Source organism: Streptomyces sp. NPDC046303, assembly GCF_055588085.1.
This window is the reverse complement of sequence record NZ_JBVJFA010000022.1, coordinates 1-25,576: the sequence shown is the minus strand read 5'-3', so window position 1 is coordinate 25,576 and position 25,576 is coordinate 1. Positions and strand designations below refer to the sequence as shown.

General features: G+C 72.0%; 22 protein-coding genes and 2 tRNA genes. 21 read left to right on the top strand and 3 right to left on the bottom strand.

Going from position 1 to position 25,576, the window contains the following annotated elements; all coding sequences use genetic code 11:
* The 6 genes from ACZ6I1_RS22900 to galE all read left to right on the top strand — a co-directional run.
* Positions 1–3,674 (top strand): Rne/Rng family ribonuclease (locus tag ACZ6I1_RS22900; protein ID WP_469289941.1); only part of this gene is annotated, 3,674 nt, incomplete at its 5' end.
* Positions 3,675–3,945: 271 nt separating this feature from the next.
* On the top strand, positions 3,946–4,266 hold the full coding sequence (gene rplU, locus ACZ6I1_RS22895; RefSeq protein ID WP_030013082.1) for a 50S ribosomal protein L21: 321 nt from the start codon (positions 3,946–3,948) through the stop codon (positions 4,264–4,266).
* A 13-nt stretch (positions 4,267–4,279) separates the two neighbouring features.
* Positions 4,280–4,534 carry a 50S ribosomal protein L27 gene (rpmA, locus tag ACZ6I1_RS22890; protein ID WP_226732937.1) on the top strand — a complete coding sequence of 85 codons (255 nt, stop codon included), beginning with the start codon at positions 4,280–4,282 and terminating at the stop codon, positions 4,532–4,534.
* 176 nt (positions 4,535–4,710) lie between these two features.
* The gene (gene obgE / locus ACZ6I1_RS22885; protein WP_469289939.1) at positions 4,711–6,156 is read left to right on the top strand and encodes a GTPase ObgE; all 1,446 of its coding nucleotides are present in this window, start codon (positions 4,711–4,713) and stop codon (positions 6,154–6,156) included.
* A gap of 82 nt (positions 6,157–6,238) precedes the next feature.
* Complete coding sequence (locus ACZ6I1_RS22880) at positions 6,239–7,855, top strand: glycosyltransferase family 2 protein (RefSeq protein WP_469289937.1); 1,617 nt, start codon at positions 6,239–6,241, stop codon at positions 7,853–7,855.
* Positions 7,856–7,900: 45 nt separating this feature from the next.
* Entirely contained in the window at positions 7,901–8,914 is a 1,014-nt protein-coding gene (galE, locus tag ACZ6I1_RS22875; protein WP_469289935.1) for a UDP-glucose 4-epimerase GalE, read from the top strand.
* Between the two features lie 83 nt (positions 8,915–8,997).
* Here galE and ACZ6I1_RS22870 read toward each other — a convergent pair whose 3' ends face one another.
* Positions 8,998–10,170 carry a glycosyltransferase gene (locus tag ACZ6I1_RS22870; RefSeq protein ID WP_469289933.1) on the bottom strand — a complete coding sequence of 391 codons (1,173 nt, stop codon included), beginning with the start codon at positions 10,168–10,170 and terminating at the stop codon, positions 8,998–9,000.
* A complete protein-coding gene (locus ACZ6I1_RS22865) occupies positions 10,167–13,046 on the bottom strand; it encodes a bifunctional glycosyltransferase/CDP-glycerol:glycerophosphate glycerophosphotransferase (protein WP_469289931.1) in 2,880 nt (959 codons plus the stop codon). Before ACZ6I1_RS22865 ends, ACZ6I1_RS22870 begins: the two co-directional genes overlap by 4 nt.
* 177 nt (positions 13,047–13,223) lie before the next feature.
* Between ACZ6I1_RS22865 and ACZ6I1_RS22860 the strand changes: the two genes are divergently transcribed.
* The 7 genes from ACZ6I1_RS22860 to ACZ6I1_RS22830 all read left to right on the top strand — a co-directional run bounded on the left by ACZ6I1_RS22860 (position 13,224) and on the right by ACZ6I1_RS22830 (position 19,722).
* Positions 13,224–14,210 carry a glycosyltransferase family 2 protein gene (locus ACZ6I1_RS22860; RefSeq protein ID WP_469289929.1) on the top strand — a complete coding sequence of 329 codons (987 nt, stop codon included), beginning with the start codon at positions 13,224–13,226 and terminating at the stop codon, positions 14,208–14,210.
* A complete protein-coding gene (locus ACZ6I1_RS22855; RefSeq protein WP_469289927.1) occupies positions 14,207–14,644 on the top strand; it encodes a GtrA family protein in 438 nt (145 codons plus the stop codon). The genes ACZ6I1_RS22860 and ACZ6I1_RS22855 overlap by 4 nt, the downstream gene beginning before the upstream one ends.
* Before the next feature lie 77 nt (positions 14,645–14,721).
* Positions 14,722–15,849 carry a glutamate 5-kinase gene (gene proB, locus ACZ6I1_RS22850; protein ID WP_468347786.1) on the top strand — a complete coding sequence of 376 codons (1,128 nt, stop codon included), beginning with the start codon at positions 14,722–14,724 and terminating at the stop codon, positions 15,847–15,849.
* Positions 15,850–15,883: 34 nt separating this feature from the next.
* On the top strand, positions 15,884–16,348 hold the full coding sequence (locus tag ACZ6I1_RS22845) for a hypothetical protein (protein ID WP_469290085.1): 465 nt from the start codon (positions 15,884–15,886) through the stop codon (positions 16,346–16,348).
* Positions 16,349–16,578: 230 nt separating this feature from the next.
* Complete coding sequence (locus ACZ6I1_RS22840) at positions 16,579–17,868, top strand: glutamate-5-semialdehyde dehydrogenase (RefSeq protein ID WP_469289925.1); 1,290 nt, start codon at positions 16,579–16,581, stop codon at positions 17,866–17,868.
* A 77-nt stretch (positions 17,869–17,945) separates the two neighbouring features.
* Positions 17,946–18,485 (top strand): SCO2584 family spore wall biosynthesis protein, encoded by a 540-nt coding sequence (locus tag ACZ6I1_RS22835; RefSeq protein ID WP_469289923.1) that lies wholly within the window; start codon positions 17,946–17,948, stop codon positions 18,483–18,485.
* 67 nt (positions 18,486–18,552) lie between these two features.
* On the top strand, positions 18,553–19,722 hold the full coding sequence (locus ACZ6I1_RS22830) for an SCO2583 family membrane protein (protein WP_469289921.1): 1,170 nt from the start codon (positions 18,553–18,555) through the stop codon (positions 19,720–19,722).
* On the opposite strand, the gene ACZ6I1_RS22825 is transcribed toward ACZ6I1_RS22830, so the two are convergent.
* A complete protein-coding gene (locus tag ACZ6I1_RS22825) occupies positions 19,706–20,809 on the bottom strand; it encodes a M48 family metallopeptidase (RefSeq protein WP_469289918.1) in 1,104 nt (367 codons plus the stop codon). The genes ACZ6I1_RS22830 and ACZ6I1_RS22825 overlap by 17 nt on opposite strands.
* A 140-nt stretch (positions 20,810–20,949) precedes the next feature.
* Between ACZ6I1_RS22825 and ACZ6I1_RS22820 the strand changes: the two genes are divergently transcribed.
* From ACZ6I1_RS22820 to ACZ6I1_RS22785, 8 genes are all read left to right on the top strand, one after another.
* Positions 20,950–21,117, top strand: coding sequence for a hypothetical protein (locus tag ACZ6I1_RS22820; protein ID WP_446587082.1), 168 nt, complete (start codon positions 20,950–20,952; stop codon positions 21,115–21,117).
* Between the two features lie 87 nt (positions 21,118–21,204).
* Positions 21,205–21,822: a nicotinate-nucleotide adenylyltransferase gene (gene nadD / locus ACZ6I1_RS22815; protein WP_446587083.1), complete on the top strand. Its 618-nt coding sequence runs from the start codon at positions 21,205–21,207 to the stop codon at positions 21,820–21,822.
* A 24-nt stretch (positions 21,823–21,846) separates the two neighbouring features.
* Positions 21,847–23,550 (top strand): LCP family protein, encoded by a 1,704-nt coding sequence (locus ACZ6I1_RS22810; RefSeq protein ID WP_469289915.1) that lies wholly within the window; start codon positions 21,847–21,849, stop codon positions 23,548–23,550.
* A gap of 129 nt (positions 23,551–23,679) precedes the next feature.
* On the top strand, positions 23,680–24,126 hold the full coding sequence (rsfS, locus tag ACZ6I1_RS22805) for a ribosome silencing factor (RefSeq protein WP_469289913.1): 447 nt from the start codon (positions 23,680–23,682) through the stop codon (positions 24,124–24,126).
* Positions 24,123–24,779 carry a histidine phosphatase family protein gene (locus ACZ6I1_RS22800; RefSeq protein WP_469290083.1) on the top strand — a complete coding sequence of 219 codons (657 nt, stop codon included), beginning with the start codon at positions 24,123–24,125 and terminating at the stop codon, positions 24,777–24,779. Before rsfS ends, ACZ6I1_RS22800 begins: the two co-directional genes overlap by 4 nt.
* A 122-nt stretch (positions 24,780–24,901) precedes the next feature.
* Positions 24,902–24,974 (top strand) — tRNA-Ala (locus ACZ6I1_RS22795).
* Between the two features lie 143 nt (positions 24,975–25,117).
* Positions 25,118–25,351 (top strand): hypothetical protein, encoded by a 234-nt coding sequence (locus ACZ6I1_RS22790; RefSeq protein ID WP_007264019.1) that lies wholly within the window; start codon positions 25,118–25,120, stop codon positions 25,349–25,351.
* Positions 25,352–25,481: 130 nt separating this feature from the next.
* Positions 25,482–25,554, top strand: a tRNA-Ala gene (locus tag ACZ6I1_RS22785).
* The last annotated feature ends 22 nt before the right edge of the window (positions 25,555–25,576 follow it).

Here is a 25,576-nt window from a genome sequence, read left to right as displayed (position 1 = left end):
CCCCGGAGGCTCCGGCCGCCGAGGTCGCGGCCGTGGTGGAGGAGGAGGCTCCGGCCGCTCCGGCCCCGCGTGCCCGCCGCCGTGCGACCCGCGCCGTGACCGCTCCGGAGGCTCCGGCCGCCGAGGTCGCGGCCGTGGTGGAGGAGGAGGCTCCGGCCGCTCCGGCCCCGCGTGCCCGCCGCCGTGCGACCCGCGCCGTCACCGCCCCGGCCGCTCCGGCCGCCGAGGTCGCGGAGGTCGTGGAGGCGCCGGCCGCCGAGGCTCCGGTCGTGGAGGCTCCGGCCGCTCCGGCCGTGGCCGAGGCCGCCGAGGAGGAGCCCGCTGCTCCCGCCCCGCGTGCCCGCCGCCGTGCGACCCGCGCCGTCGCCGCCCCGGCCGCCGCGGCCGCCCCTGCGGCGGAGGAGGCTCCCGCCGAGGTGGAGGAGGCCCCCGCCAAGGCCGCCCGCGCCGTGACCGTCGCCGACGCCGTGGACTCCCCGAAGCGCGGCGGCCGCCGCCGTGCCACCCGCTCCGCCGCTCCGGCCGCCGCGCCGCAGCCCGCCGCCGAGCCCGAGGAGCCCGCCGCCCCGGCCCGCGGCCGCCGCGCCGCGCGTCCCGCCGTGCCCACCTTCCAGGCCCCGGTCTTCGCCGAGCCGATGTTCCAGACCCCGGAGACCGCGGCCATGGCCGCGGCCGCCGCTCGCGCCGCCGCCCCGGTGGAGGAGCCCGAGGAGGAGGAGCTCGAAGCCGAGGCCGTCGAGACCGAGACCGCCCCCGCCCCGCAGCCGGCCGGCCGTCGCCGCCGCCGTGGCCGCGGCGTCGCCGAGGCCGCGCCCGCCGCCGAGCCGGCGACCGCACCGGTCTCCCTCCCCGAGGTGCTCGCGGAGGAAGAGCCCGAGGCGGAGCTGGAGGAAGAGGCCGCCGAGTTCGACGAGGGCGAGGAGTCGGGCGAGCGCCCGTCGCGCCGCCGCCGTCGCGGTGGCCGCCGCCGCCGCCGTGGCGAGGCCGCCGACCTCGACGAGTCCGCCGAGGCCGAGGAGCGGGCCGAGGCAGGGGCCACCGAGCAGGAGGCGGAGGAGGAAGAGGACGAGGAAGCCGAAGAGGCCGCACTCGGCTCGAGCTCCAGCCGCCGTCGCCGCCGTCGCCGCCGCCGCAGCGGTGAGCCCGCCGACGCCGCCGCCGAGGAAGCGGCCGAGGAGGGTGTGCGCACCGTCGTCAAGGTCCGCGAGCCCCGCCCGGCCCGCAAGGAGGCCGAGCCGTCCGACGAGGTCCAGTCCATCAAGGGCTCGACCCGCCTGGAGGCGAAGAAGCAGCGCCGCCGCGAGGGCCGCGAGCAGGGCCGCCGCCGCGTCCCGATCATCACCGAGGCCGAGTTCCTGGCCCGCCGCGAGGCCGTCGAGCGCGTGATGGTCGTCCGCCAGAACGGCGACCGCACCCAGATCGGCGTCCTCGAGGACAACGTGCTCGTCGAGCACTACGTCAACAAGGAAGAGGCCACCTCGTACGTCGGCAACGTCTACCTGGGCAAGGTCCAGAACGTGCTGCCGTCCATGGAGGCCGCCTTCATCGACATCGGCAAGGGCCGCAACGCGGTCCTGTACGCCGGCGAGGTCAACTTCGAGGCGCTCGGCATGGCCAACGGGCCGCGCCGCATCGAGTCCGCCCTCAAGTCCGGCCAGTCCGTGCTCGTGCAGGTCACCAAGGACCCGATCGGCCACAAGGGCGCCCGCCTGACCAGCCAGGTCTCGCTGCCCGGCCGCTACCTGGTCTACGTGCCCGAGGGCTCGATGACCGGCATCAGCCGCAAGCTGCCCGACACCGAGCGCGCGCGTCTGAAGACCATCCTCAAGAAGATCGTCCCCGAGGACGCGGGCGTCATCGTGCGCACCGCCGCCGAGGGTGCGAGCGAGGACGAGCTGCGCCGCGACGTCGAGCGTCTGCAGGCCCAGTGGGAGGACATCCAGAAGAAGTCGAAGCAGATCTCGACCTCTTCGCCGAGCCTGCTGTACGGCGAGCCGGACATGACCGTCCGCGTCGTGCGCGACATCTTCAACGAGGACTTCTCGAAGGTCATCGTCAGCGGTGACAGCGCCTGGGAGACCATCCACGGCTACGTGAACCACGTGGCCCCGGACCTGGCCGACCGGCTGTCCCGCTGGACCTCCGAGGTCGACGTCTTCGCGACGTACCGGATCGACGAGCAGCTCGCCAAGGCGCTCGACCGCAAGGTGTGGCTGCCCTCGGGCGGTTCGCTTGTGATCGACAAGACCGAGGCGATGATCGTCATCGACGTCAACACCGGCAAGTTCACCGGTCAGGGCGGCAACCTCGAGGAGACCGTCACCAGGAACAACCTGGAGGCGGCCGAGGAGATCGTGCGCCAGCTGCGGCTGCGCGACCTGGGCGGCATCGTCGTCATCGACTTCATCGACATGGTCCTGGAGTCCAACCGCGACCTGGTCCTGCGGCGCATGCTGGAGTGCCTGGGCCGCGACCGCACCAAGCACCAGGTGGCGGAGGTCACCTCGCTGGGCCTGGTCCAGATGACCCGCAAGCGGGTGGGCCAGGGTCTGCTGGAGTCCTTCTCCGAGACCTGCGTCCACTGCAACGGGCGCGGCGTCATCGTGCACATGGAGACGCCGACCGCGATCGGCGGCGGCAACGGCAAGCGCGCGAAGCGCCGCGGCGGCAAGGCCGAGTTCGACCAGCACGACCACGAGGTCGAGACGGTCGAGGCGGAGTTCGAGACCGTGGAGGAACTGGCCGCCGAGGTCGCCGCGCCGCGTGCCCTTCCCGAGCCGGAGTTCGTCGCGGACGAGGAGCTGTACGGCAGCCCGGCCGAGGCGGAGGCCGCCGCGGGTCTGAGCGGGCGCCGCAACCGTCGCCGTGCGACCCGCAAGGCGACCGCCCCGGCGGGCGCCCCGCGCGGTGCGGCCGCCCAGGCTCCGGCCCCGGCCGAGGTCCCGGCGACGCCCGTCGTCGAGGCCGAGCCGGTCACCGAGCCGGCCGACACGGTCCTGGAGCCGGCGGCCGAGGTCGTCGCCGAGGCCGTGGAGGCCGCGGAGACGGTCGAGGCCGCCCCGGTCGAGGAGGCCGCGCCGAAGGGCCGTACCCGTCGCCGGGCGACCCGCAAGGCCACCGCCCCGGCGGGTGCCCCGGCCCCCGCGGCCGAGGTGGCCCCGGAGCCGGTCGTCGTGGCCGAGCCCGAGCCGGTCGTGGAGCCCGAGCCCGAGGCCCAGGCCGAGCCGGTCGTCGTGGCGGCCGAGCCGGAGCCCGTCGCCGAGGCCCCCGCGGCCGAGGCCGCGCCGGCCCGTCCGCGCCGGCGTGCCACCCGCAAGGCCACCGCCCCCGCCGGTTCCCCGGCAGGCGCGGCCGAGGCCGCCGTGGTGGTCGTCGAGTCCCCCGTCGTCGAGGCCCCGGTGGCCGAGGCTCCGGTGGCCGAGGCTGCGGCCGAGGAGACGGTCGAGGAGCCGGCCGAGGCCGCTCCCGCCAAGAAGGCCGCCCGCAAGGCTCCGGCCAAGAAGGCGGCCGCGGCGAAGAAGGCCACCACCGCCAAGAAGGCGACGGCGGCCAAGAAGACCGTGGCCAAGAAGGCGGCCACGACCAAGAAGACCGCGACGAAGCGCGCGACGAAGAAGACCGCGGCGGCCGAGCAGCAGACGCCGCCCTCCGTCTCGGCTCCGACCGAAGCCTGACCCGCGCCCTGACCGTGGGCCCCGCCGCGAGGCGGGGCCCACGGCCGCGCGGGGCCCGGTTTGACCCTCCGGAACCGGCCCCGTAACCTAGACCGTCGGCGTGTCTTGAACGATTACCGTTCTGCGCGCCGCGCTCCTGAGCACCTTCCTCCGGGCCCCGCCCGGAGAGGCCGCTCGTCCAATCCGGATCAGTGTGGGTTCCCGTCATGAAGAGGGTCCGCCTGAGCGGCTGGCTTCAGGAGCATCCGTCCCGAGTGAGAGAGAGATCCGCGTGTACGCCATCGTGCGCAGCGGTGGTCGCCAGCACAAGGTTGCTGTCGGCGACATCGTTGAGGTTGACAAGATTTCCACTGCCAAGGTTGGCGACACGGTCGAGCTCTCGACCCTGCTCGTTGTCGACGGCGAAGCCGTGACCAGCGACCCGTGGGTCCTGGCCGGCATCAAGGTCACGGCCGAGGTCGTGGACCACCACAAGGGCGCCAAGATCGACATCCTGCGCTACAAGAACAAGACCGGCTACCGCCGTCGCCAGGGTCACCGCCAGCAGTACACGGCGATCAAGGTCACCGGTATCCCCGCGGCTGCGAAGTAAGAGGGACTGAGACATGGCACACAAGAAGGGCGCATCGTCCACCCGGAACGGGCGCGACTCCAATGCCCAGCGGCTCGGCGTGAAGCGCTTCGGCGGTCAGGTCGTTTCCGCTGGTGAGATCCTCGTCCGCCAGCGCGGCACGCACTTCCACCCGGGCGCGGGCGTCGGCCGTGGCGGCGACGACACGCTGTTCGCGCTGCAGGCCGGCTCGGTCCAGTTCGGCACGCACCGCGGCCGCAAGGTCGTCAACATCGTTCCGGCCGCCTGATCCAGCTCCGGCTGATCACGCGTACGTAACTTCCCGAGGGCGGATCTCAGCTCTTTCCGGCGCGAGCCGGGAAGAGAGGTCCGCCCTCGGTGCGTTGTCACATAGACGCGCACAGGCACGTTTAATGGGCAGCAAGGCCTGCCCGGGACATTCCCGTATGTATCTGGAGGAACACCATGACCACCTTCGTGGACCGCGTCGAGCTGCATGTCGCCGCGGGTAACGGGGGCCACGGCTGCGCCTCCGTTCACCGGGAGAAGTTCAAGCCGCTCGGCGGCCCCGACGGCGGCAACGGCGGCCGCGGCGGCGATGTGATCCTGGTCGTCGAGCAGGCGATCACCACCCTGCTGGACTACCACCACAGCCCCCACCGCAAGGCCACCAACGGCAAGCCCGGCGAGGGCGGCAACCGCTCCGGCAAGGACGGCCAGGACCTGGTCCTGCCGGTCCCGGACGGCACCGTCGTCCTCGACAAGGAGGGCAACGTCCTCGCCGACCTCGTCGGCCAGGGCACCACCTACGTCGCCGCCGAGGGCGGCCGCGGCGGCCTCGGCAACGCCGCGCTGTCCTCCGCCCGCCGCAAGGCGCCCGGCTTCGCGCTCCTCGGCGTCCCCGGCACCACCGGTGACATCGTCCTGGAGCTCAAGACCGTCGCCGACGTGGCGCTGGTCGGCTTCCCGAGCGCCGGCAAGTCCTCGCTGATCTCGGTGCTCTCCTCCGCCAAGCCGAAGATCGCGGACTACCCCTTCACCACCCTCGTCCCGAACCTGGGCGTCGTCACCGCCGGCTCGACCGTCTACACGATCGCCGACGTCCCCGGCCTGATCCCGGGCGCCAGCCAGGGCAGGGGTCTCGGCCTGGAGTTCCTGCGCCACGTCGAGCGCTGCTCGGTGCTCGTGCACGTGCTGGACACGGCCACGCTGGAGTCCGACCGCGACCCGATCGCCGACCTCGACGTCATCGAGGAGGAGCTGCGGCTCTACGGCGGCGGCCTGGAGAAGCGTCCGCGCCTCGTCGTCCTCAACAAGGTCGACATCCCCGACGGCCAGGAGCTCGCCGACATGGTCCGCCCCGACCTGGAGGCGCGCGGCTACAAGGTCTTCGAGGTCTCCGCGGTCGCCCGTACGGGTCTGAAGGAGCTCTCCTACTTCCTCGCCGAGGTCATCGCCAAGGCGCGCGCCCGCAAGCCGAAGCAGGAGGCGACCCGCATCGTCATCCGCCCGAAGGCCGTGGACGACGCCGGCTTCACCGTCACCTACGACGAGGCCGAGGACGTCTACACCGTGCGCGGCGAGAAGCCGGAGCGCTGGGTCCGCCAGACCGACTTCAACAACGACGAGGCCGTGGGCTACCTCGCCGACCGCCTCAACCGCCTCGGCGTCGAGGACGCGCTGAAGAAGGCCGGCGCCCGCGCCGGCGACGGCGTGGCCATCGGCTCCGACGAGAACGCGGTCGTCTTCGACTGGGAGCCGACCATGATGGCCGGCGCCGAGATGCTGGGCCGCCGCGGCGAGGACCACCGCCTGGAAGCCCCGCGCCCGGCCACCACCCGCCGCAAGGAGAAGGAAGCCAGGCGCGGGGACTCGGCGCAGCAGGAGTACGACGAGTTCCGGCCCTTCTAGCCCCCTTCTCCCGGGGTCACCCGGGCGTCTCCCGGGCGGCTTTGAAGGCGTCTTTACCCGTCGGTCGCCTAGGATCCTCCAGGTGAACAGCACCAACCTCCCCACCGTTTCCGTCGTGGTGATCGCGTACAACGACGCCGGGCTCGTGGGCGAGGCCGTCTCTTCGGCCCTCGCCCAGGGCCCGGTGGTCGCCGAGGTCATCGCCGTGAACGACGCCTCGTCCGACGGCACCGCGCGGGTGCTGGACGAGCTGGCTGCCGCGCACCCCCGCCTGAAGGTCGTTCACCGTACGGAGAACAGCGGGGGGTGCGGCACCCCCCGCAACGACGGGATCGCCGTCGCCACCGCCCCGTACGTCCTGTTCCTCGACAGCGATGACGTCCTGCCGGCGGGCGCGGCGGAAGCGCTGGTGCGCGCCGCCGCCCGGCACCGCGCCCCGGTCACGGTCGGCGCCGCCGTACGGCGCGAGCTGCCGCTCCACCACGACGTGCCGTGGATGCCGGGCCTCTACACCCCCGGCGACGTCATCGAGCGGCCCGTGGACCGTCCCGAGCTGGTCCGGGACACCCTGTGCGTCAACAAGCTGTACGAGCGCGCCTTCCTGGAGGAGCACGGACTGCGCTTCCCCGACGGCCGGTTCGTCTACGAGGACTTCGTCTTCACCTCCCGGGTGCTGGCCGCCGCCCCGCGCATCGCCGTGATCGGCGACCTCGTCTACGTCTGGCACGTGCGCCGCTCCGCCGCCCAGGTGTCGATCTCCCTGGACCGCAAGGACGTCTCGAACTGGCAATCCCGCATCGAGGCCCACCGCACGGCCTCCCGCACCCTCGCGGCGGCCTCGCCGGTGCTCGGCAGCGCCTGCCAGGTGAAGTTCCTCGAGTACGACCTGCCCATGTACCTGCGCGAACTCGGCCAGGACCCCGCATACCAGGCCGCCTGGTGGACCCTGACCCGCGCGTACCTCGGCACCTTCGACGAAGCCGACATCGAGGCCGCCGCCCCCCACGCCCGCTGGATCGTACGGGTGCTCGGCGCCACCGAGACCCCGCCCGCCGACATCGACCGCCTCACCCGGCTGGCCGCAGAGCCGCCGCGCCTGCTGCCCCCGTACGCGGCCGCCGCCGACGGGACGCCGGTGTGGAGCGAGGAGCTCCCGGTCGAGCTGGACGGCCTGGCCGGGCTGCCGACGGAGCGGCTGCCCGTCACCATCGACGCCGAGCCGGCCGGGCGGGGAGCCGTCCGGATCCGCCTGCACGACCTGTACGGGCGCCTCGCCGCGGCCGGCCCGCGTACCGTGCAGCTGCGCTTCCTGCCCCGCGCGGGCGGCGAGCCGGTGCTCGCCCAGCCCGTGGAGCTGCGTCCCGACCCGGCGGGCGGCTGGGTCGCGCAGCTGCCGTTCCGCCTCGCCGACGTGGCCGCCACGGGCCGCCGCCAGGGTCTGCGCCGGATGCAGGCGTGGAACGTGGGGGTGGGCGTGCAGTGCGACGACGGGACCTCCTTGTTCACCTCCCTGCGCCCCCGGGGCCGGCTGCTCCGCCGCCGGGCCCTGCCCAGCAGCCGGTACGGTGTCCTGCTGGCGCAGCCCTACCGCACGGGGGCCGGCGCGCTCGCGCTGCGCCTCGCGCCCGGCGCCGAGGGCGCGCTCTACCTCGTACGCAACCGCCTCCACCGGGCCCGGGCAGGCCACGGGGCGGGCTGAAGACCGCTTCTGCTTTCATACTCGGACAGGACCAGGGAGATACACATGACGTTTCTGATCACCGGGGGCGCCGGATACATCGGCGCGCACGTCGTCCGGGCGATGCTGCTCGCCGGGGAGAAGGTGGTCGTCCTCGACGACCTCTCCACGGGCAACGAGAACCGCGTCCCGGAGGGCGTACCGCTGGTGGTCGGCTCGGTCCTGGACCGGCTGGTCCTCGACGAGACCATCGCCGAGCACAAGATCACCGGTGTGGTGCACCTCGCGGGCAAGAAGCAGGTCGGCGAGTCCGTCGAGAAGCCGCTGTACTACTACCACGAGAACGTGCAGGGCCTGACGGTCCTGCTCCAGGCCGTGGCGGCCGCGGGCGTCCGCAACTTCCTCTTCTCCTCCTCCGCCTCCGTGTACGGCATGCCCGACGTCGACCTGGTCACCGAGGACACCCCGTGCGCGCCGCTGAGCCCGTACGGCGAGACCAAGCTGGCCGGCGAGTGGCTGGTCCGGGCGGCGGGCAAGGCGCACGGCATCTCCACCGCCTGCCTGCGCTACTTCAACGTGGCGGGCGCCGCCACCCCCGAGCTCGCCGACACCGGCGTCTTCAACCTGGTCCCGATGGTCTTCGAGCGCTACGACGCCGGCCAGGGCGCCAAGATCTTCGGTGACGACTACCCGACCCCGGACGGCACCTGCATCCGCGACTACATCCACGTCGAGGACCTGGCGGAGGCCCACGTGGCGGCCGCCCGCAAGCTCGCCGAGTGGGCCGCGGCCGGGGACTACAAGGACCTCACCGTCAACATCGGCCGCGGCGAGGGCGTCTCCGTCGCCGAGATGGTCGAGCTCCTGAACAAGAACACCGGGCACGACTACGCCCCGGTGATCAGCCCGCGCCGTCCCGGCGACCCGGCGAAGGTCGTGGCCTCGGCCGACAAGATCACCGGCGAGCTGGGCTGGAAGGCCCGGCACGACGTCCGCGAGATGGTCACCTCCGCCTGGGCGGGCTGGGAGGCCAACAAGGCCGCCCGCCGGGACGCCCGCAAGGACGTCCACCAGGCCTGATCCGACCGGACCTCGCGCAGGAGCCGCCCGTCCCGGACGCGTCCGGGACGGGCGGCTCCCGTACGGGCGGCTCGTGCGCGGGGTCAGCGCTCCAGGAAGGCGAACAGGGCTTCCCAGCGGTCGGTGATCTCGGCGCTGGAGTACCGCTTCACCGACTGGAAGGCCGTGTCCCCGAGCCGGTCGCGCAGCTCGCGGTCGGACATCAGCGCGTCCAGGTGCCCGGCCAGCTCCATCGTGTTGCCCAGCCGGGCCAGCAGTCCGTCCTCGCCGTGCGTGACGATCTCCCGTACGCCCGGCGCGCAGTCGAAGGCGGCCACCGGCAGGCCCGCCGCCATCGCCTCCAGCAGGGTGATGGGGAAGCCCTCGGCCCGCGAGGCCTGCGCGAACACCGAGGCGCCGCGCAGCGCGCCCAGCACGTCGTCCGTGCTCCCCCTCCACTCCACCGAGTCGTCCAGCCCCAGCGCGGTGCAGTGCGCCCGCAGGGCCGCCTCCTCCAGGCCGGCCCCGTAGATCCGCAGGACCCAGTCGGGGTGGTGCGGGGCGGCCTCGGCCCAGGCGTCCAGCAGCAGGTCGACGCCCTTCTCGAAGGCGAGGCGGCCGACGCTGGCGACGACCTTCTCCGTGCGCGGGGCGGGGGACTGCGGCATGAAGGGCAGCGGGTTCGGCATGCTGCCGACGTTCTCCATGCCCGCCCGGATCCACAGGTCCGCGTCCTCGGCCGTCAGCACCAGCAGCCGGTCGACCTCGGGATAGTGGCGGCGGACCCGCTCACCGCGGGTGGACTTCTGGCTGGCCTCGAAGGACTCGTGGCTCATGCCGATGACGCTGAGCCCCTTGGTGTCGGCGAGCGCCACCCACTCCATCGCCCAGACCTGGGTGACGATCACGACGGCGCCGGGGCGGGCGGCGCGGAACAGCTCGCTCAGCTGCTCCGCCTTGGCCCGCATGCCCGCCCGCCGGGCGGCCTGGCGGCGCCGCTCGGGCGCGTTCAGCCGGCCCTTGATCCCGTGCAGCCGGCGCGCCGCCGGCGGGTGGGCCCCGTACAGGGTGGTCATCGCGTACGGGAGGTCCGCGGGCAGCTTCTGCCGGATCTCCTCGGCGACCGGGGCGATGCCGACGATGTGCACCCTGTGCCCGCGCTCGGTGAACAGCCGGGCCATCTGGTGCGACCAGGTGGTCACGCCGCCGAGCTCGTCGACGTTGTTGGAGACGAGGAAGATGTCACGGCCGCCCGGGGTGGCGGTCTGCTGGCTCACTTGCCGCTCCTGGTGAAGAACTTCTCGACGATCTGGCGGGCCGCGTCCCCGCGGTCGTACTCGCCGAACTCGGTGAGGAAGCGCTGGCGCGCCTCCGCGTACTTGGCGTCCGCCTCCTCGAAGGCGGAGAGGGCCTGCAGGAGTTCGTCCGCCGTCGCCACCACCGGGCCCGGGGCCTTCTCCTTCAGGTCGAAGTACGTGCCGCGGATGTCGTTGGCGTACGCGTCGTAGTCGTACGCGAAGAACAGCATCGGCCGGTCCAGGACCGCGTAGTCGAACATCACGGACGAGTAGTCCGTGATCAGCCCGTCGGCGAGGGCCAGCAGCGGGGTGATGTCGTGGTGCCGGGACACGTCGACCACCCGGCCCGCGACGGACGGCGGCAGCGAGACGCTGTTGAGGTAGTGGGTGCGCACCAGCAGCGTGAAGCGGTCGCCGAGCCGGTCGGCGAACTCCTCCACGTCGAAGGGGAACGTGAAGCCCTCCACCGAGCCGTCCGCGGCCGCCCGGAAGGTCGGCGCGTAGAGCAGCACCTTCTTCTCCGGGTCGATGCCCAACTCGGCCGCCAGCGGACCGCGGACCCGCTCACCGCTCTGCGTCTCTTCGCGGTGCGCCTCCACGAGGGCGTCGTTGCGCGGGTAGCCCGTGCGCAGCAGCACCTCGTCGCGCAGCCTGAAGCCCTTGGCCAGGGTGCGGGCGTCGTGCTCGGATCGGATCAGGAAGTGGTCGAAGCGGTCGATCGCCGCCTGGAACCGGGCCTGGCCCGCGCGGCCCTGCGCCTTGGTGCGGGGCTCGTGGAAGCCCATCCGCTTGAGCGCGGAACCGTGCCAGGTCTGGATGTACGTCGTGCCGGGGCGCTTGGCCAGGGCCAGCGGGAAGCCCTGGTTGTCGACCCAGAACTCGGCCTGGGCCAGCGCCCGCAGGTAGGGCCAGCTCCAGCGGCGCACCAGGGTGGCCTCCTTGGGGAAGCCGGTGGGCCGGGCGCCCGCGTACGACCAGATCGCTTCGAACGGGGCGCCCTGGCGCACCAGTTCCTCGTAGATCGCCTTCGGGCTGTCGCTGTACTGCTTGCCCATGTGGCTCTCGAAGACGACCGTGCCCTTCTTGACGGGCAGCTTCGAGAAGACCTCGTGGTAGACCTTCACCTTCTGCTCGCCGGAGCCCATGCTCCGGCGCACCCGCAGGGCCTTGCGCAGGCCCCGCTTGACCACGTTGGCCGTCTTGCCCTGTATGGCGTTGTTGATCAGGTTCTGGGTGCGGACCGCGGCGGCGCTCTCGGCGGCCAGGACGTAGGAGAGGTTGCCCTTCTTGGTGACCTCCGGCTCGAAGCGGTCGGAGACCAGCCGGGTCAGCCGGGGCCGCACGCGCAGCCGGGCCGCCGACTCCAGGTCGACGCCGCCGACCGAGACCCGGGTGGTGATCTTTTCGTTCCCGGTGGTCAGCTTCAGCCGGACGTCCCAGACGGCGTCGATGATGCCGAGCGGGCGGACGGTGCTGCCGATGTCGGCCGTGCCGGTCCACTCGATCGTGTCACCGGCGTGGCGCACGGTTGCCACCGGGAAGCTGAACGACCGCACGCCGATCTGGCGGCGGGCCCGGAACTCGAGCGAGGCCTTCAGCTCCGCGTCGGCCGGGATCCGGCCGAGCGGATTCACGACGGTGCCGGACAGCGTGACGGTGCCGCGCCCGTCGTCCTCGTAGGAGGTGAGACGGTTCCCCAGCGTGAGGGAGGGGAGCGGGGTGGTGTGGAAGCCCTGCTCGGTGACGTCCAGTATCCGGCGGGCCTCGGTGCCGTCGGGCCCGTCGAGGTGCTCGGCACACCAGTAGACGCGCCCGTCGCGCTCGGCGAGCGGGGAGGTGAGCCGGCCCTTGTTGGTCATGGCGTCGGCGGCCGGGAGCAGGTTGTCCCAGTCCTCCTTGCCCAGCAGGTAGGCGCAGATGGCCTGCAGGTACGTGACGTTCTCGTACGCCGCCGGGTCGATCCCGGCGAGGTAGCCGTTGGCGAGCCGGGCGAACTCCTGGCGGTACGCGTCGCTCAGCAGCGGCAGGTCGCGCAGGTGCAGGACCAGGTCGTGCTTGAGGAACTTGGCGTCCTTCGCGGACTTGATGTCCGTGTGGCCCTTGGCGGCCAGCAGCTCGTCGACACGGCGGTGGATCTCCATCCGGTGGACGAAGTTCGCGATCTCGTGGCGCCGGTTGCTGATCGACTTCGACGCGGCCTTCTCGACCACGTTCCAGAAGTAGACGCGGTTCGGGATCAGCGTGATGCGGCGGGCGGCGACGTACGCCTGCGCGGAGAACAGCAGGTCCTCGTAGTGGATCCCGACCGGGAACTCCAGGCCCTGCTCCAGCAGGAACGCCCGCCGGTAGCACTTGTTCGTGGAGAGGGTGTCGTAGACCAGCAGGTCGGGGAACTCGGTGATGGACTCCAGCGTGCGGGTGCGCGAGTAGATCCAGGGGTACCACTCGGTGGTCTTCTCCCACCGGTTGTCCACGTGCACCCGGACGCACATGCCCGAGACCAGGTCGGAGCCGGTGCGCTCGGCGGCGTCCAGCATGTTCCGGCAGGCGTTGCGCTCGAGGACGTCGTCGCTGTCCAGGAACATCACGTAGGTGCCGGTGGCCTGCTGGATGCCGTGGTTGCGGGGCGCGCCGCAGCCGCCGCTGTTCTCCGGCAGCCGGAAAGCGCGCACTCTCCCCGGATGCGCAGATTCCAGTTCCTGGGCGACGGCGTAGGACCGGTCCTTGCTGCAGTCGTCGACGATCACGACTTCGACCCCGTGCAGGGTCTGGTCCAAAACCGACTGGACTGCTGTCGGCAGACGCTCTGCGTCGTTGTAGACGATGACGACCACGGAGACGTCGGGCACGTGCACCTCGATCCCTTCGTTTCGTTTCGTTTCGTTCAGCTCATTCCGCTTATCTCGTCCACGCTACCGTGCGCCGCACTCCTCTCCGGCAGGCCGACTCCCGGCGTGCATACTTCTAAGGAAGAGGTGAGGGGCGGGTCCGGTCGCCGACAATCACCCGTTCGGACCCAGCAGGAAGTATTCATGACGAAGCTGTCCGTAGTTGTCCCTTGCTACAACGAAGAGGCCGTCGTCGACAGCTTCGACGTCGAGATCCGCAGGGTCCTGGACGCCCTGCCCGTCGAGTACGAGGTCTGTTACGTCGACGACGGAAGCCGCGACGGCACCCTCGGCAAGCTCCGGAAGATCGCGGCCGAGCACGGCGAGCGGACCCGGTACGTCTCCTTCAGCCGCAACTTCGGCAAGGAGGCCGGCATGCTCGCCGGTCTGCGGGAGGCCACCGGCGACGCCGTGGTCATCATGGACGCGGACCTCCAGCACCCGCCGGAGCTCATCGCGACCATGCTCGACTACTACCGGCAGGGCCACGACCAGATCATCGCCCGCCGTACGCGCGAGGGCGACAAGAAGTTCCGCTCCGCGCTCAGCCGCCTGTACTACCGGGGCGTGAACCGCTGGGTCGACGTCGAACTCACCGACGGGGTCGGCGACTTCCGGATGCTGTCGCGCCCGGCCGTGGACGCGTTGCTGTCGCTGCCGGAGTACAACCGCTTCTCCAAGGGCCTGTTCTCCTGGATCGGCTTCGACACCGTCCACTTCGACTACCGCAACGCGCAGCGCGAGGCCGGCGAGACGAAGTGGAAGTTCGGGTCCCTGCTGAACTACGGCATGGACGGCCTGATCTCCTTCAACAACCGGCCGCTGCGGATCGGGATCTGGCTCGGCGTGTCGCTGGTCGCCCTGACGTGCCTGTACGCCCTGTGGATCACCGTCATGGCGATCACCAACGGCGTCGAGTCCCCGGGGTACGTCACCCTGGTCGCGATCATCACCGGCCTGGGCGGCGTACAGATGATCATGCTGGGCCTGATCGGCGAGTACATCGGCCGCATCTACTACGAGACCAAGCGCCGGCCGCACTTCCTGGTGAAGGAAGCGCACGGCGGGCAGCGCACGGACGGCGCGGCCCGTACGAGGACGGCCTCGATCGTGGAGCGCAGCGCCCGATGAGCAGCAGCAGCCGCAAGGACCAGCTCGGCCAGATCCTCCGCTTCGCCCTCGTGGGCGGGGTCAACACCGGCACCTTCTTCGGCATCTACCTGCTGCTGCACCCGTGGATGCCGTACTTCGCCGCGTACTCGCTCGCCTTCGTGCTGGCGATGGTCGGCTCGTTCTTCATGAACACCTACTTCACCTACCGGACCCGGCCGACGTGGAAGAAGTTCTTCCTCTTCCCGCTGACGAACGTCACGAACTACGTGGTCCAGTCGGCCGGCCTCTACGCCCTGGTGGCCTGGGCCGGCATGGACACCCGGATCGCCCCGCTGGTCGCGGCGGTCGTGGCCATCCCGTTCACCTTCCTGATCTCGCGCCGGATCCTCGTCCCCGGCGCCGCCCGGGACGCGCAGCCGGAGCCGGCGGAGGCCGGGTCGTCCAGGGGCTGAAACCGCCGCGCGACCGCCCCGCGCCACCCCGTAGATTTGACCAGGCAGGCATTCCGGCAAGGGGCAAGGGGACAGACGTGTCAGCGGCTAGGCAAGGTGTCGTGGACGCCCGCAGGATCGTGGTCAAGGTCGGCTCCTCCTCCCTGACCACGGCGGCCGGCGGACTCGACGCCGACCGGGTGGACGCGCTGGTCGACGTCCTGGCCAAGGCCCGCAGCGGCGGGGAGAAGGAGATCGTCCTCGTCTCCAGCGGAGCCATCGCCGCCGGACTCTCCCCGCTCGGCCTGCGCCGCCGCCCCAAGGACCTGGCCCGGCAGCAGGCCGCCGCCAGCGTCGGGCAGGGACTGCTCGTCGCCCGGTACACCGCCTCCTTCGCCCGGTACGGCGTCCGCGTCGGCCAGGTACTGCTCACCACCGACGACACCAGCCGGCGGGCGCACTACCGCAACGCCTACCGGACCCTGGACCAGCTGCTGGCCATGGGCGCGCTGCCCGTCGTCAACGAGAACGACACCGTCGCCACGGACGAGATCCGCTTCGGCGACAACGACCGTCTCGCGGCCCTGGTCGCCCACCTGGTCCGGGCCGATCTGCTGGTGCTGCTCTCCGACGTGGACGGCCTCTACGACGGCGACCCGTCGCTGCCCGGCACCACCCGCATCGACGAGGTCCGCGGCCCCGAGGACATCGCGCACGTCTCCATCGGCAGCGCGGGCAAGGCGGGCGTGGGCACCGGCGGCATGGTCACCAAGGTGGAGGCGGCCCGGATCGCGGCCGCCGCCGGGATCCCGGTGGTCCTGACCTCCGCGAGCCAGGCCGCCGACGCGCTGGCCGGGCGCGCCACCGGCACGCACTTCCACGCCACCGGCCGCCGCTCGGCGGACCGGCTGCTCTGGCTCCAGCACGCGTCCACGCCCCAGGGACACCTGGTCCTCGACGACGGCGCGGTGCGCGCGGTCACCGAGCGCGGCAGCTCCCTGCTGCCCGCCGGGATCGCGGCGGTCGAAGGCGACTTCGTCGCCGGGGACCCGGTGGAACTGCGCTCCGCAGACGGCCGCGCCGTGGCCCGGGGCCTGGTCAACTTCGACGCCAAGGAGCTCCCGCAGCTCCTCGGCCGCTCCACCCGAGAGCTCGCGCGGGAACTCGGACCCGCGTACGAACGGGAGGTCGTCCACCGGGACGATCTGGTCCTGCTCCAGGGCTGAGGTTCGGCAAAACCGCCGCGCGGCGAGCCGTGGGCTGGTCAACTGTGAAGGGCGGGCGGACACGCGTGGCGGAGACAGGAGGCGGCTGGTGAGACGAGCGCTGACCAGTGTCGGTCCGGGGGACGGCGGTGGCGGTGGCGGGGACGAGCAGAACCACGACTCGCGCCTCTGGCACGTGACCCTGAGCGTCTCCGGCAAGCCGGCCCCGCTGCCGGACGTCCGGCGCGGACTGGAACAACTGGCCCACGACCACCCCTTCCTGCTGACCAGCCGCTACGCCGACGACCATGCCGAGATCCGGTACTGGGAGGAGGCCCGCGACCTCCACGACGCGGCGGCCGTCGCCCTGCGCCTGTGGGGCGAACACCGCTCGTCGGCGCAGCTCCCGCCCTGGGAGATCGTCGGCCTGGAGGTCATCGACCGCGCCACCTACCACCAGCGCGTGGCGGAAGGCTACGGCCCGCCCCCGGCCCACCCGGTCGGCGTGCACCCTTATTGACCCACCGCCCGCACGGCTGCAATCCAGCCTCGCCGGCGTTTGAGGCGCGGGGTCCGGGGCGGAGCCCCGATGCTTTCAGCCCGTCCGGCGTTGAGGACCGGGTCCGGCAGAGCCGTGGGAACGGTGCAAGGGCGGGGCGGCGCGAGGCTCCTCGCAGCGGCAACCGCACGGGACGTCTCGCGAGGTGAAACCCCGCCGACCCCGGCGCGGCCGGGGACTACCCTGGCGGCATGACCTCGCTTGATGCCGCCACCGCCACCGCCACCTCGCCCGTCCTGGCCACCGCGCAGCGGTCCCGCACCGCGGCCGCCGCCATCGCCCCGCTCCCGCGGTCCGCCAAGGACGCGGCCCTGCTGGCGATCGCGGACGCGCTGGAGGCCCGTACGGCCGAGATCATCACGGCCAACGCCGTCGACACCGACAAGGCACGGGCCGCCGGCACCAGCGAAACCGTCATCGACCGCCTCACCCTGACCCCGGAGCGGATCGCGGCCATCGCCTCGGACGTCCGGGACGTCGCCGCCCTCCCCGACCCCGTCGGAGAGGTCGTCCGCGGCAGCACCCTCCCCAACGGCATCGACCTCCGGCAGATCCGCGTACCCCTCGGCGTCGTCGGCATCATCTACGAGGCCCGCCCCAACGTCACCGTGGACGCCGCCGCCCTCTGCCTCAAGTCCGGCAACGCCGTCCTGCTCCGCGGCAGCTCCTCCGCGTACGCCTCCAACACCGCGCTCGTCGGCATCCTGCGCGACGCCGTCACCGCCGCCGGACTGCCCGCCGACTCGGTGCAGCTCGTACCCGGCGAGTCCCGCGACTCCGTCCGCGAGCTCATGCGCGCCCGCGGCCTCGTCGACGTGCTCATCCCGCGCGGCGGCGCCTCCCTCATCAAGACCGTCGTCGAGGAATCCACCGTCCCGGTCATCGAGACCGGTACCGGCAACTGCCACGTCTACGTCGACGCGCAGGCCGACCTCGGCATGGCCGTGGAGATCCTCGTCAACTCCAAGGCCAGCAGGCCCTCCGTCTGCAACTCCGCCGAGACCCTCCTCGTCCACCGCGACATCGCCGACGCCTTCCTGCCGCGCGCCCTCGACGCCCTCGCCGACGCGGGCGTCACCGTCCACGGAGACGCGCGGGTCCTCGCCGCCGCCGAGGACACCAAGGCCACCGCGCTGCCCGCCACGGACGAGGACTGGGCCGCCGAGTACCTGTCCTACGACATCGCCGCCGCCGTCGTGGACTCCCTCGACGACGCCGTCGACCACATCCGCCGCTGGACCTCCGGGCACACCGAGGCGATCGTCACCACCTCGCAGGCCGCCGCGCGCCGCTTCACCCAGCTGGTCGACTCGACCACGGTTGCCGTGAACGCCTCCACCCGGTTCACGGACGGCGGCCAGTTCGGCTTCGGCGCCGAGATCGGAATCTCCACGCAGAAGCTGCACGCCCGGGGCCCCATGGGCCTTCCCGAGCTCACCTCCACCAAGTACATCGTCACCGGCGACGGTCACGTCAGGTAATCGACGGCGGAACACCGTGTGGCCGGATTTCGGCGCACACCCTGCGCAAAGCAGCCCCCCAGGTCTAGGCTGGTTCCGTGCCGGACGACGTGGGGGGCAAGTTCCCGGACGACGGGGAGCCCGACGACGACCGCGGAGGCGCGGACAAGGACTTCGCCTCCGTGGTGTTCGACGAGGCCTTCGTCCGGAGCGCCGAGATCCATGAACCGAGCGCCGCGGAGCGCCAGCGGGCGGCCGACCGGGCGCGCGCCGAGGCCGAAGCCGCCCGCGCCGTCGCCGGCGGCTGGCCGGGCGACGACGACTACGGATACGGCCACCCCGACGGGTACGGCCTCGACGACCACGGCTGGGACCACGACCGCGGCTACGGCGCCGACGCCCCGTACGGGGCCTACGGCGGCAGTCTGCGGCCCTACCGCGGCCGCTCGCCCTGGCTGCGTCCCGTCGCCTGGGTGCTGGCCTTCGTGATGGGCCTCGGCATGGTCGCGCTCGCCTTCAGCGCCGTCTACCGCAGTGCCTCGGGCGAGGCGGACCCCGCCCCGGCGCCCGCCAGCACCCCCCTGAGGGAAGTCACCGGCGTCGGCGCGTTTACGTACCCCTCCGACCGCCAACCCTGAAGGTACGACCCCACTCGCAAACGCAGGAGCTGGGGGCTTCTCTGAAGCGGGGACAGCGGGAGAAGCGATGGCCGTACCAGGAGATCCACCCAACGGCACCCCCGAGGGCATCGGCGGAGGTGACGACGAGTTCCGGTCGGACGAACTCCGCTCGGTGGTGTTCGACGAGGACTTCGTCCGCGCTGCCCGGCTCCAGGAGTTCTCCGCACAGGAACGCATGGGCGAACACGCCCGGGCCGTCCGCAGCCGCTCCATCTGGTCCACCGGCGGCTCCGGCCCCCGGACCAGCGCCCCCGGCCGGGCCGCCCGCCAGGGCATGGTGCTCGTGCTGCTCATCGCCACGGCCTTCGCCTGCGCCGTCTACATGGGGCTGCGCAACCCCTACGTCCCGCCGCCCGGCGGCCCCGCCGAGCCGCTCAGCAGCACCGTGGTCCCGCTCGCCCCCGCCGCGACCGTGCCCGGCGGGAAGCCCGCCGACCTGTACGCGAACAGCCCCGCCGCCGACTACCGCATCGGGGCGGCCGGAATCACCCTGCCCGCCGTGCGCCGCACGCTCCACTTCACCGACGCCCAGGTCGTCACCGCGCTGTCCACCGCCAAGGACTACCTCGTGCAGTCCTCGCTGGACCCCGACGTCCTGGCCGGAGCCGCCTCCCGGCCGGTGCGGGTCCTGCTCGACCCCGACCAGCTGGCGCAGTTCGACCGCAGCATGGCCTCGCCCACCGGTGACGGCCGGCACTCCGCCACCGGCTGGCTGGTCCGCTTCGACCCGGGCACCGCCGTCGTCGCGGACTCCCGGGTACGGGTGCGGGGCACCCTCGCCTTCGAGGAGGTCACCCCCGACCTGCTGGAGGTGACCACCGACCACACCTTCGTGTACGCCGTACGCCCGGCCACCGCCGGCCCGGCCGCGGTCGACGGAGCCTCGCTGTTCACCGTCCGCCGCGAGCTGCGGCTGCGCTTCGACCGGGAAGACCTGGGAGCCCGCCGGGCGGAGCTGGTCTCGGCCTACGTGATGGCCGGGCCGCACGCCTGCTCCAGCGACCCGGCCGACGGATTCCGTCCCCTGCCGGCCGGAACCGGCCCGGTCACCGTCGGTCCGGCCGCGAGCGACCCGTACGCCAGCGGCCGGCCGCGGCGCACGGCAGGGCTGTGCGGCGTGCTCGCCCCGTCCACGACCCAGCCCGAGGCCCGGCCGACGGCCCCGCAGACGACCCCGGTCAGCCCTGCCCCGTAGCCCCGCCCTTGCCCTCCGAGCCGCCCGCGGACCCGGCGCCGGTGCCGTTGCCGCCCGTGCCCGTGACCGTGCCCGTGAACTTGTCGCGGAGCTTGCCGCCCATGTCGGCCGCGCCGCCCGCGATGTCTCCGACCAGCTTGAACAGCGGATCCCTGCTGGTGCGCACCGAGTCGGCGTAGTGCGCGGCGGACTGCCGGAAGGAGTCCGTCACCGAGGTGTCCTTGTCCTCGTCCCGCCGTGGGTAGTGGCCGTCCATGATCCGCTGGAAGTCGCGGCTCTCCGACCACTTCTTCAGCTCGGCCGCCCGCACCGTGGTGAACGGGTGCGTCCGCGGCAGCATGTTCATGATCTTCAGGACGGAGTCGCGCAGGTCGCCGCTCGACTCGTACTCCTCGGCCTGGGCCAGGAAGGCGTCCACGTTCATCTCGTGGAGGTGGTTGCCGCCCGCGATCTTCATCAGGCCCCGCATCGAGGCCTGGACGTCCTGCCCCACCAGGAGCCCGGCCCGGTCCGCCGAGAGCTCCGACTTGCGGAACCACTCCCGCAGCGCGGTCACGATCGCCATGATCGCGACATTGCCCAGCGGGATCCACGCCACCTTCAGCGCCAGGTTCGTCAGGAACAGCAGGATCGTGCGGTACACGGAGTGCCCCGACAGCGCGTGGCCCACCTCGTGGCCCACCACCGCCCGCATCTCCTCCTCGTCGAGCAGCTCGACCAGGCTCGTCGTCACCACGATGATCGGCTCGTCCAGCCCGATGCACATGGCATTCGGCTTCGGGTCCTGCTGCACGTACATCTGCGGGACCTTCTCCAGGTCCAGGATGTAACAGGCGTCCCGCAGCATCTCGTACAGGTGCGGGAACTGGGTCTCGCCCACCCGCACCGAGTCCGACAGGAACAGCAGCCGCAGGCTGCGCTCCGGAAGCAGCCCGCTCAGCGCCTTGAACACCGTGTCGAAGCCGCTCAGCTTGCGCAGCGCGACCAGCGCCGAGCGGTCCGCCGGGTGCTCGTACGCCCGCGAGGAAATGCCGGGGAACCTCTTGCGGTCCCGCGCCGGCACCTTCTCGAACCCTGTCTCCGTCATTGCGCCCTCCCCTGGATCGGCCTGCGTGGCCCTGCGTCTATCCTCTCCAACGCCTGAGTCGGCGCGAGCGTGCCCCAGGCCCCCGCATACGATGTGAGCGAAGTCTCCGCCCGCTCCCCGACTCGATAGGTACCTGCCTGATGAGCCTCTCCTCCACCGCCCACAACCTGGTCGTCCTCGCCTCGGAGGGGGCCGGGCAGCACGGCGGCAACCACGACAGCCTCAACCCCTACCTGACCGGCGGCGGAGCGTTCGTCATCCTGATGCTGATGCTCTGGGTGACCACGCGCCTGAACCGCGACCGCTAGAGCCGGGACCGGCCACCCTGCCGGCCCCCGCACTAGGTCACCCCGACCTGGACCGCCCGGTCCGCCGGGCCAGTAGGCTCTGCGCTCATGGGAGAGCAGGAGACGCCTACCGGCCCGGTCAAGCGCCGGCTCGGGGTGATGGGCGGCACATTCGACCCGATCCACCACGGACACCTGGTGGCCGCCAGCGAGGTGGCCGCGCTGTTCCACCTCGACGAGGTGGTGTTCGTGCCGACCGGCCAGCCGTGGCAGAAGTCGCAGCGCGCCGTGTCGCCCGCCGAGGACCGCTACCTGATGACGGTCATCGCCACGGCCTCCAACCCGCAGTTCTCGGTGAGCCGCATCGACATCGACCGCGGCGGGCCGACGTACACGATCGACACCCTGCGGGACCTGAAGGCGCTGAACGACGACGCCGACCTGTTCTTCATCACGGGTGCCGACGCGCTCTCCCAGATCCTGACCTGGCGCAACGCCGAAGAGCTGTTCTCGCTCGCCCATTTCATCGGGGTCACCCGGCCCGGCCACGTCCTCACCGACGACGGACTGCCCGAGGGCGGCGTCTCCCTCGTCGAGGTGCCGGCGCTGGCCATTTCCTCCACGGACTGCCGCGCACGGGTCGCCGAGGGGGATCCCGTCTGGTACTTGGTGCCCGACGGCGTGGTGCGCTACATCGACAAGCGTGAGCTGTACCGGGGAGCCTGAGCTTCCGGAGAGAGGGGCCCCGCGGTGAACGACCGACAGGACCACTACGGCCGATACGACCCGCACGCAGCCCACGAGCAGCAGCTCATCGGCTACGACGCGTACGGGCGGCCGGTGTACGGCCAGGCGCCCGCGCAGCCCGCCCAGCCCGAGCGGCAGGGCCCGCCCGCGGAGGACTACGGGCAGCAGCAGTACGGCTACGACTACCAGGCGCAGCCCCAGCAGCAGGGGTACGCCCAGCAGCCCCAGCAGCAGTACTACGCCCAGCCCGCGCAGGACTACACGCAGCAGAACGCGGCCTACGGCTACGACACGCAGCAGACCCGGCAGGCCCAGCAGTGGATCCCGCAGCAGACGGCCCCCGAGCCGCAGGCGCCGCCCCGGCCGGAGCCCGAGCCCGAGCCGCAGCGGGCGCCGCAGGTCCCCGAACCGCGCCGGTCCGACGCCGAGCCCCAGGCGGGGCGGGACTACCGCACCGAGATGTTCGCCTTCATCGACCAGCCGGACGAGGACTCCGAGGACGTCATCGACTGGCTCAAGTTCACCGAGAGCCGCACGGAGCGCCGCGAGGAGGCCCGCCGCCGGGGCCGCAACCGGGTGGTGGCGCTGATCGTGGTTCTCGCGGTGTTCGTCGTCGCCGGGCTCGGCTACCTCTGGTACGCGGGCAAGCTGCCCTTCCTCGACGGTCCCGGGCAGGAGAAGAACGCCGCGGCCGCCGCCGCCGGACCGCAGAAACGCGACATGATCGTCGTCCACGTGCACCACACCAAGAAGGGCGGCACCTCCTCGGCGCTGCTCGTCGACAACGTCACCACCCGGCAGGGCGCCACCGTCCTGCTGCCCAACGCCCTCGGCGTCCCCGGCGCGGACGGGACCGCCACGGGCCTCGGCAAGGCCGTGGAAGCGGGCGGCCTGGGCACCCGCGAGGCCCTCGACTCCGTGCTCGGCACGCACATCGGCGGCACCTGGCGGCTGGACACGCCCTTCCTGGAGAACCTGGTCGAGCTGGTCGGCGGCATCGAGGTCGACACCGACGCGGCCGTCCCGGCCGACGACGCCGTCAAGGCGCCGGCCGTGGCCCAGGGGCAGAAGCAGAGCCTGAGCGGCCCGATGGCCGTCGCGTACGCCACGTACCGGGGCCAGGGCGAACCGGAGGCCAAGCAGCTCGAACGCATGGGCAAGGTGCTGTACGCGGTCCTGCGCAAGGTCCCGAGCGACCCGAAGGCGGCCGCGGTCACGGTCGACAGCATGGGCCAGATCCTCGACCCGGCGCTGAACGCGCAGACCCTCGGCGCCCTGCTGTCGCGGCTCGGCGCGCACGCCAAGGTGGGCGCGTACCGCACGGACGTCCTCGCCGTGAAGCCCGACGGCGCCCTGACGGACGAGGCCACCCAGAAGGTCGTCAAGGAGGTGCTCGGCGGCTCCGTCGCCGCCGCGCAGCCCGGCGCCGCCCCGCGCGTCGGCCTCAAGGACGCCAGCGGCGACGAGAAGACGCAGGTCGCGGCGAAGGCGGCGCTGATGAACGGCGGCTACGACTTCGTGGACGGCGGCAAGGCGGACAAGACCGCGGCCACCTCGCAGATCACCTACCAGGACGACGCCCACAAGGACCGGGCGATCGAGGTCGCCAAGACGCTGGGGCTGCCCGAGACGGCCGTGAAGAAGGGCGAGAACGCCGTGAACGCGGACGTCGTGGTGATCCTGGGCAAGGACTACAAGGCGTCCTGACCCGGGATCCGGGGCCCCGGCACCGGCCTGACAGGGGTGCACCGCCCGCGCGGGACGTTCCGCGCGGGCGGTGTCGGCGGTACATGAGACCCTTGTAAGGATCTGCCCGCCAACCCGAAAGCATGGCCAGTGACCGCCACGGACCGCTCCATCGAGCTCATCACCACCGCCGCCCAGGCTGCGGCCGACCGGCTCGCGCACGACATCATCGCGTACGACGTCAGCGACGTGCTGTCGATCACCGACGCCTTCCTGCTCGCCTCGGCGCCCAACGACCGCCAGGTCAAGTCGATCGTGGACGAGATCGAGGAGCGCCTGCTCAAGGAGCTCGGCGCCAAGCCGGTGCGCCGCGAGGGCGACCGCGACGCCCGCTGGATCCTGCTCGACTACATCGACATCGTCGTCCACGTCCAGCACAGCGAGGAGCGGGTCTTCTACGCGCTGGAGCGCCTGTGGAAGGACTGCCCCGAGATCGAGCTCCCCGAGGACGCCAAGCTCACCCTGGGCAAGGCCGAGGAGCACGCCAAGCTGCGCGAGGCGGCCGGCGACGACGAGCTGGACGGTGATCTGTTCTGAGCGCCACCAGCACGGGAAGGCCCGGCAGGAAGATCGTCCTCTGGCGGCACGGCCAGACCTCGTGGAACCTGGAGCGCCGCTTCCAGGGATCCACGGACATCGAGCTGACCGAGACCGGAGTGGCGCAGGCGCGCCGCTCGGCCCGGCTGCTCGCCTCGCTGAAGCCGGACGCCATCGTGGCCTCCGACCTCCGGCGGGCCTCGGACACGGCGGCCGAGCTGGCCTCCATCACGGGGCTGCCCGTGACCCACGACGCGGCGCTGCGCGAGACGTACGCCGGCGAGTGGCAGGGCCTGACGCACGACGAGATCCTCGGGAAGTACGGCGAGCAGTACGCGGCGTGGAAGCGCGGCGAGCCCGTCCGCCGGGGCGGCGGTGAGCTGGAGACCGAGGTCGCCGACCGCGCCGCGCCGGTGGTGCTCGAGCACGCCGGCCGGCTGCCGGCGAGCGGCACGCTCGTCGTGGTCAGCCACGGCGGCACCATCCGTACGACCATCGGCCGCCTGCTGGGCCTGGAGTCGTACTACTGGGAGGGCCTGGGCGGGCTCTCCAACTGCTGCTGGTCCGTCCTCGGCGAGGGCGCGCGCGGCTGGCGTCTGCTGGAGCACAACGCCGGCACGCTGCCGGAGCCGGTGCTCGGCGACGACGACTGAGCGGCTCCGTGCCGCTCCCCACGGGGCTTCCACCCGGATTTCACTTTCCGGCTGGTCACAGGCTAGAGTTCTTCTTGTTCGCAGCGCGGAACACCGGAGACGGGGGGAGCGCGGCGGAGAGCGGGGCTATAGCTCAGTTGGTAGAGCGCCTGCATGGCATGCAGGAGGTCAGGAGTTCAATTCTCCTTAGCTCCACAATCAGGATCCCGTCCCCAACAGGGGGCGGGATCCTGGCTTTTATCCCCTTTGCGATTGCTGACCAGGCGCGTACCGGCATGGCAGAATCGGACGGCCGGAGGGGGAGACGACGGCCCGATGCGGGAGGGAGTCGCTGACGGATGGGTGCACACCGGCGCCGGTGCGACTGGTGCAACAACGGCACGCCGATCGTGCGGGACATGGAGCCGGTCAACCCCGACTACCAGTACTGGTGCGAGGAATGCGCCCGGGCGCTGATCATAAAAGGCGACCCGATCGAGACGTACCGGGAGCTGGAGGGGGAGCCGATCTACGGCCGGCTGCTCGACGAGCACTGCACGCTCAAGCGGTTCTACCAGTTCGCAAGAGCGTGACGAGATAGGTCAAATCGGGCATGGCCTGCGGTCGACGGAAACCGATTTTTGGACCAGGGCCATGACCGTGTAATGTTTGGGACGTCGCCAAGGGAAACCGGAAACGGAAGCCGGGCGGCAGGCAAGACGAGGGGCTATAGCTCAGTTGGTAGAGCGCCTGCATGGCATGCAGGAGGTCAGGAGTTCAATTCTCCTTAGCTCCACAGTCAGGATCCCGTCCCCAAC

Excerpts from the sequence above, each read along its gene's own strand:
- rpmA (WP_226732937.1), top strand. The coding sequence starts at position 4,280 with ATGGCACACAAGAAGGGCGCATCGTCCACCCGGAACGGGCGCGACTCC.
- obgE (WP_469289939.1), top strand. The coding sequence starts at position 4,711 with ATGACCACCTTCGTGGACCGCGTCGAGCTGCATGTCGCCGCGGGTAAC.
- galE (WP_469289935.1), top strand. The coding sequence starts at position 7,901 with ATGACGTTTCTGATCACCGGGGGCGCCGGATACATCGGCGCGCACGTC.
- ACZ6I1_RS22860 (WP_469289929.1), top strand. The coding sequence starts at position 13,224 with ATGACGAAGCTGTCCGTAGTTGTCCCTTGCTACAACGAAGAGGCCGTC.
- ACZ6I1_RS22855 (WP_469289927.1), top strand. The coding sequence starts at position 14,207 with ATGAGCAGCAGCAGCCGCAAGGACCAGCTCGGCCAGATCCTCCGCTTC.
- ACZ6I1_RS22840 (WP_469289925.1), top strand. The coding sequence starts at position 16,579 with ATGACCTCGCTTGATGCCGCCACCGCCACCGCCACCTCGCCCGTCCTG.
- ACZ6I1_RS22830 (WP_469289921.1), top strand. The coding sequence starts at position 18,553 with ATGGCCGTACCAGGAGATCCACCCAACGGCACCCCCGAGGGCATCGGC.
- ACZ6I1_RS22825 (WP_469289918.1), bottom strand. The coding sequence starts at position 20,809 with ATGACGGAGACAGGGTTCGAGAAGGTGCCGGCGCGGGACCGCAAGAGG.
- ACZ6I1_RS22820 (WP_446587082.1), top strand. The coding sequence starts at position 20,950 with ATGAGCCTCTCCTCCACCGCCCACAACCTGGTCGTCCTCGCCTCGGAG.
- nadD (WP_446587083.1), top strand. The coding sequence starts at position 21,205 with ATGGGAGAGCAGGAGACGCCTACCGGCCCGGTCAAGCGCCGGCTCGGG.
- ACZ6I1_RS22790 (WP_007264019.1), top strand. The coding sequence starts at position 25,118 with ATGGGTGCACACCGGCGCCGGTGCGACTGGTGCAACAACGGCACGCCG.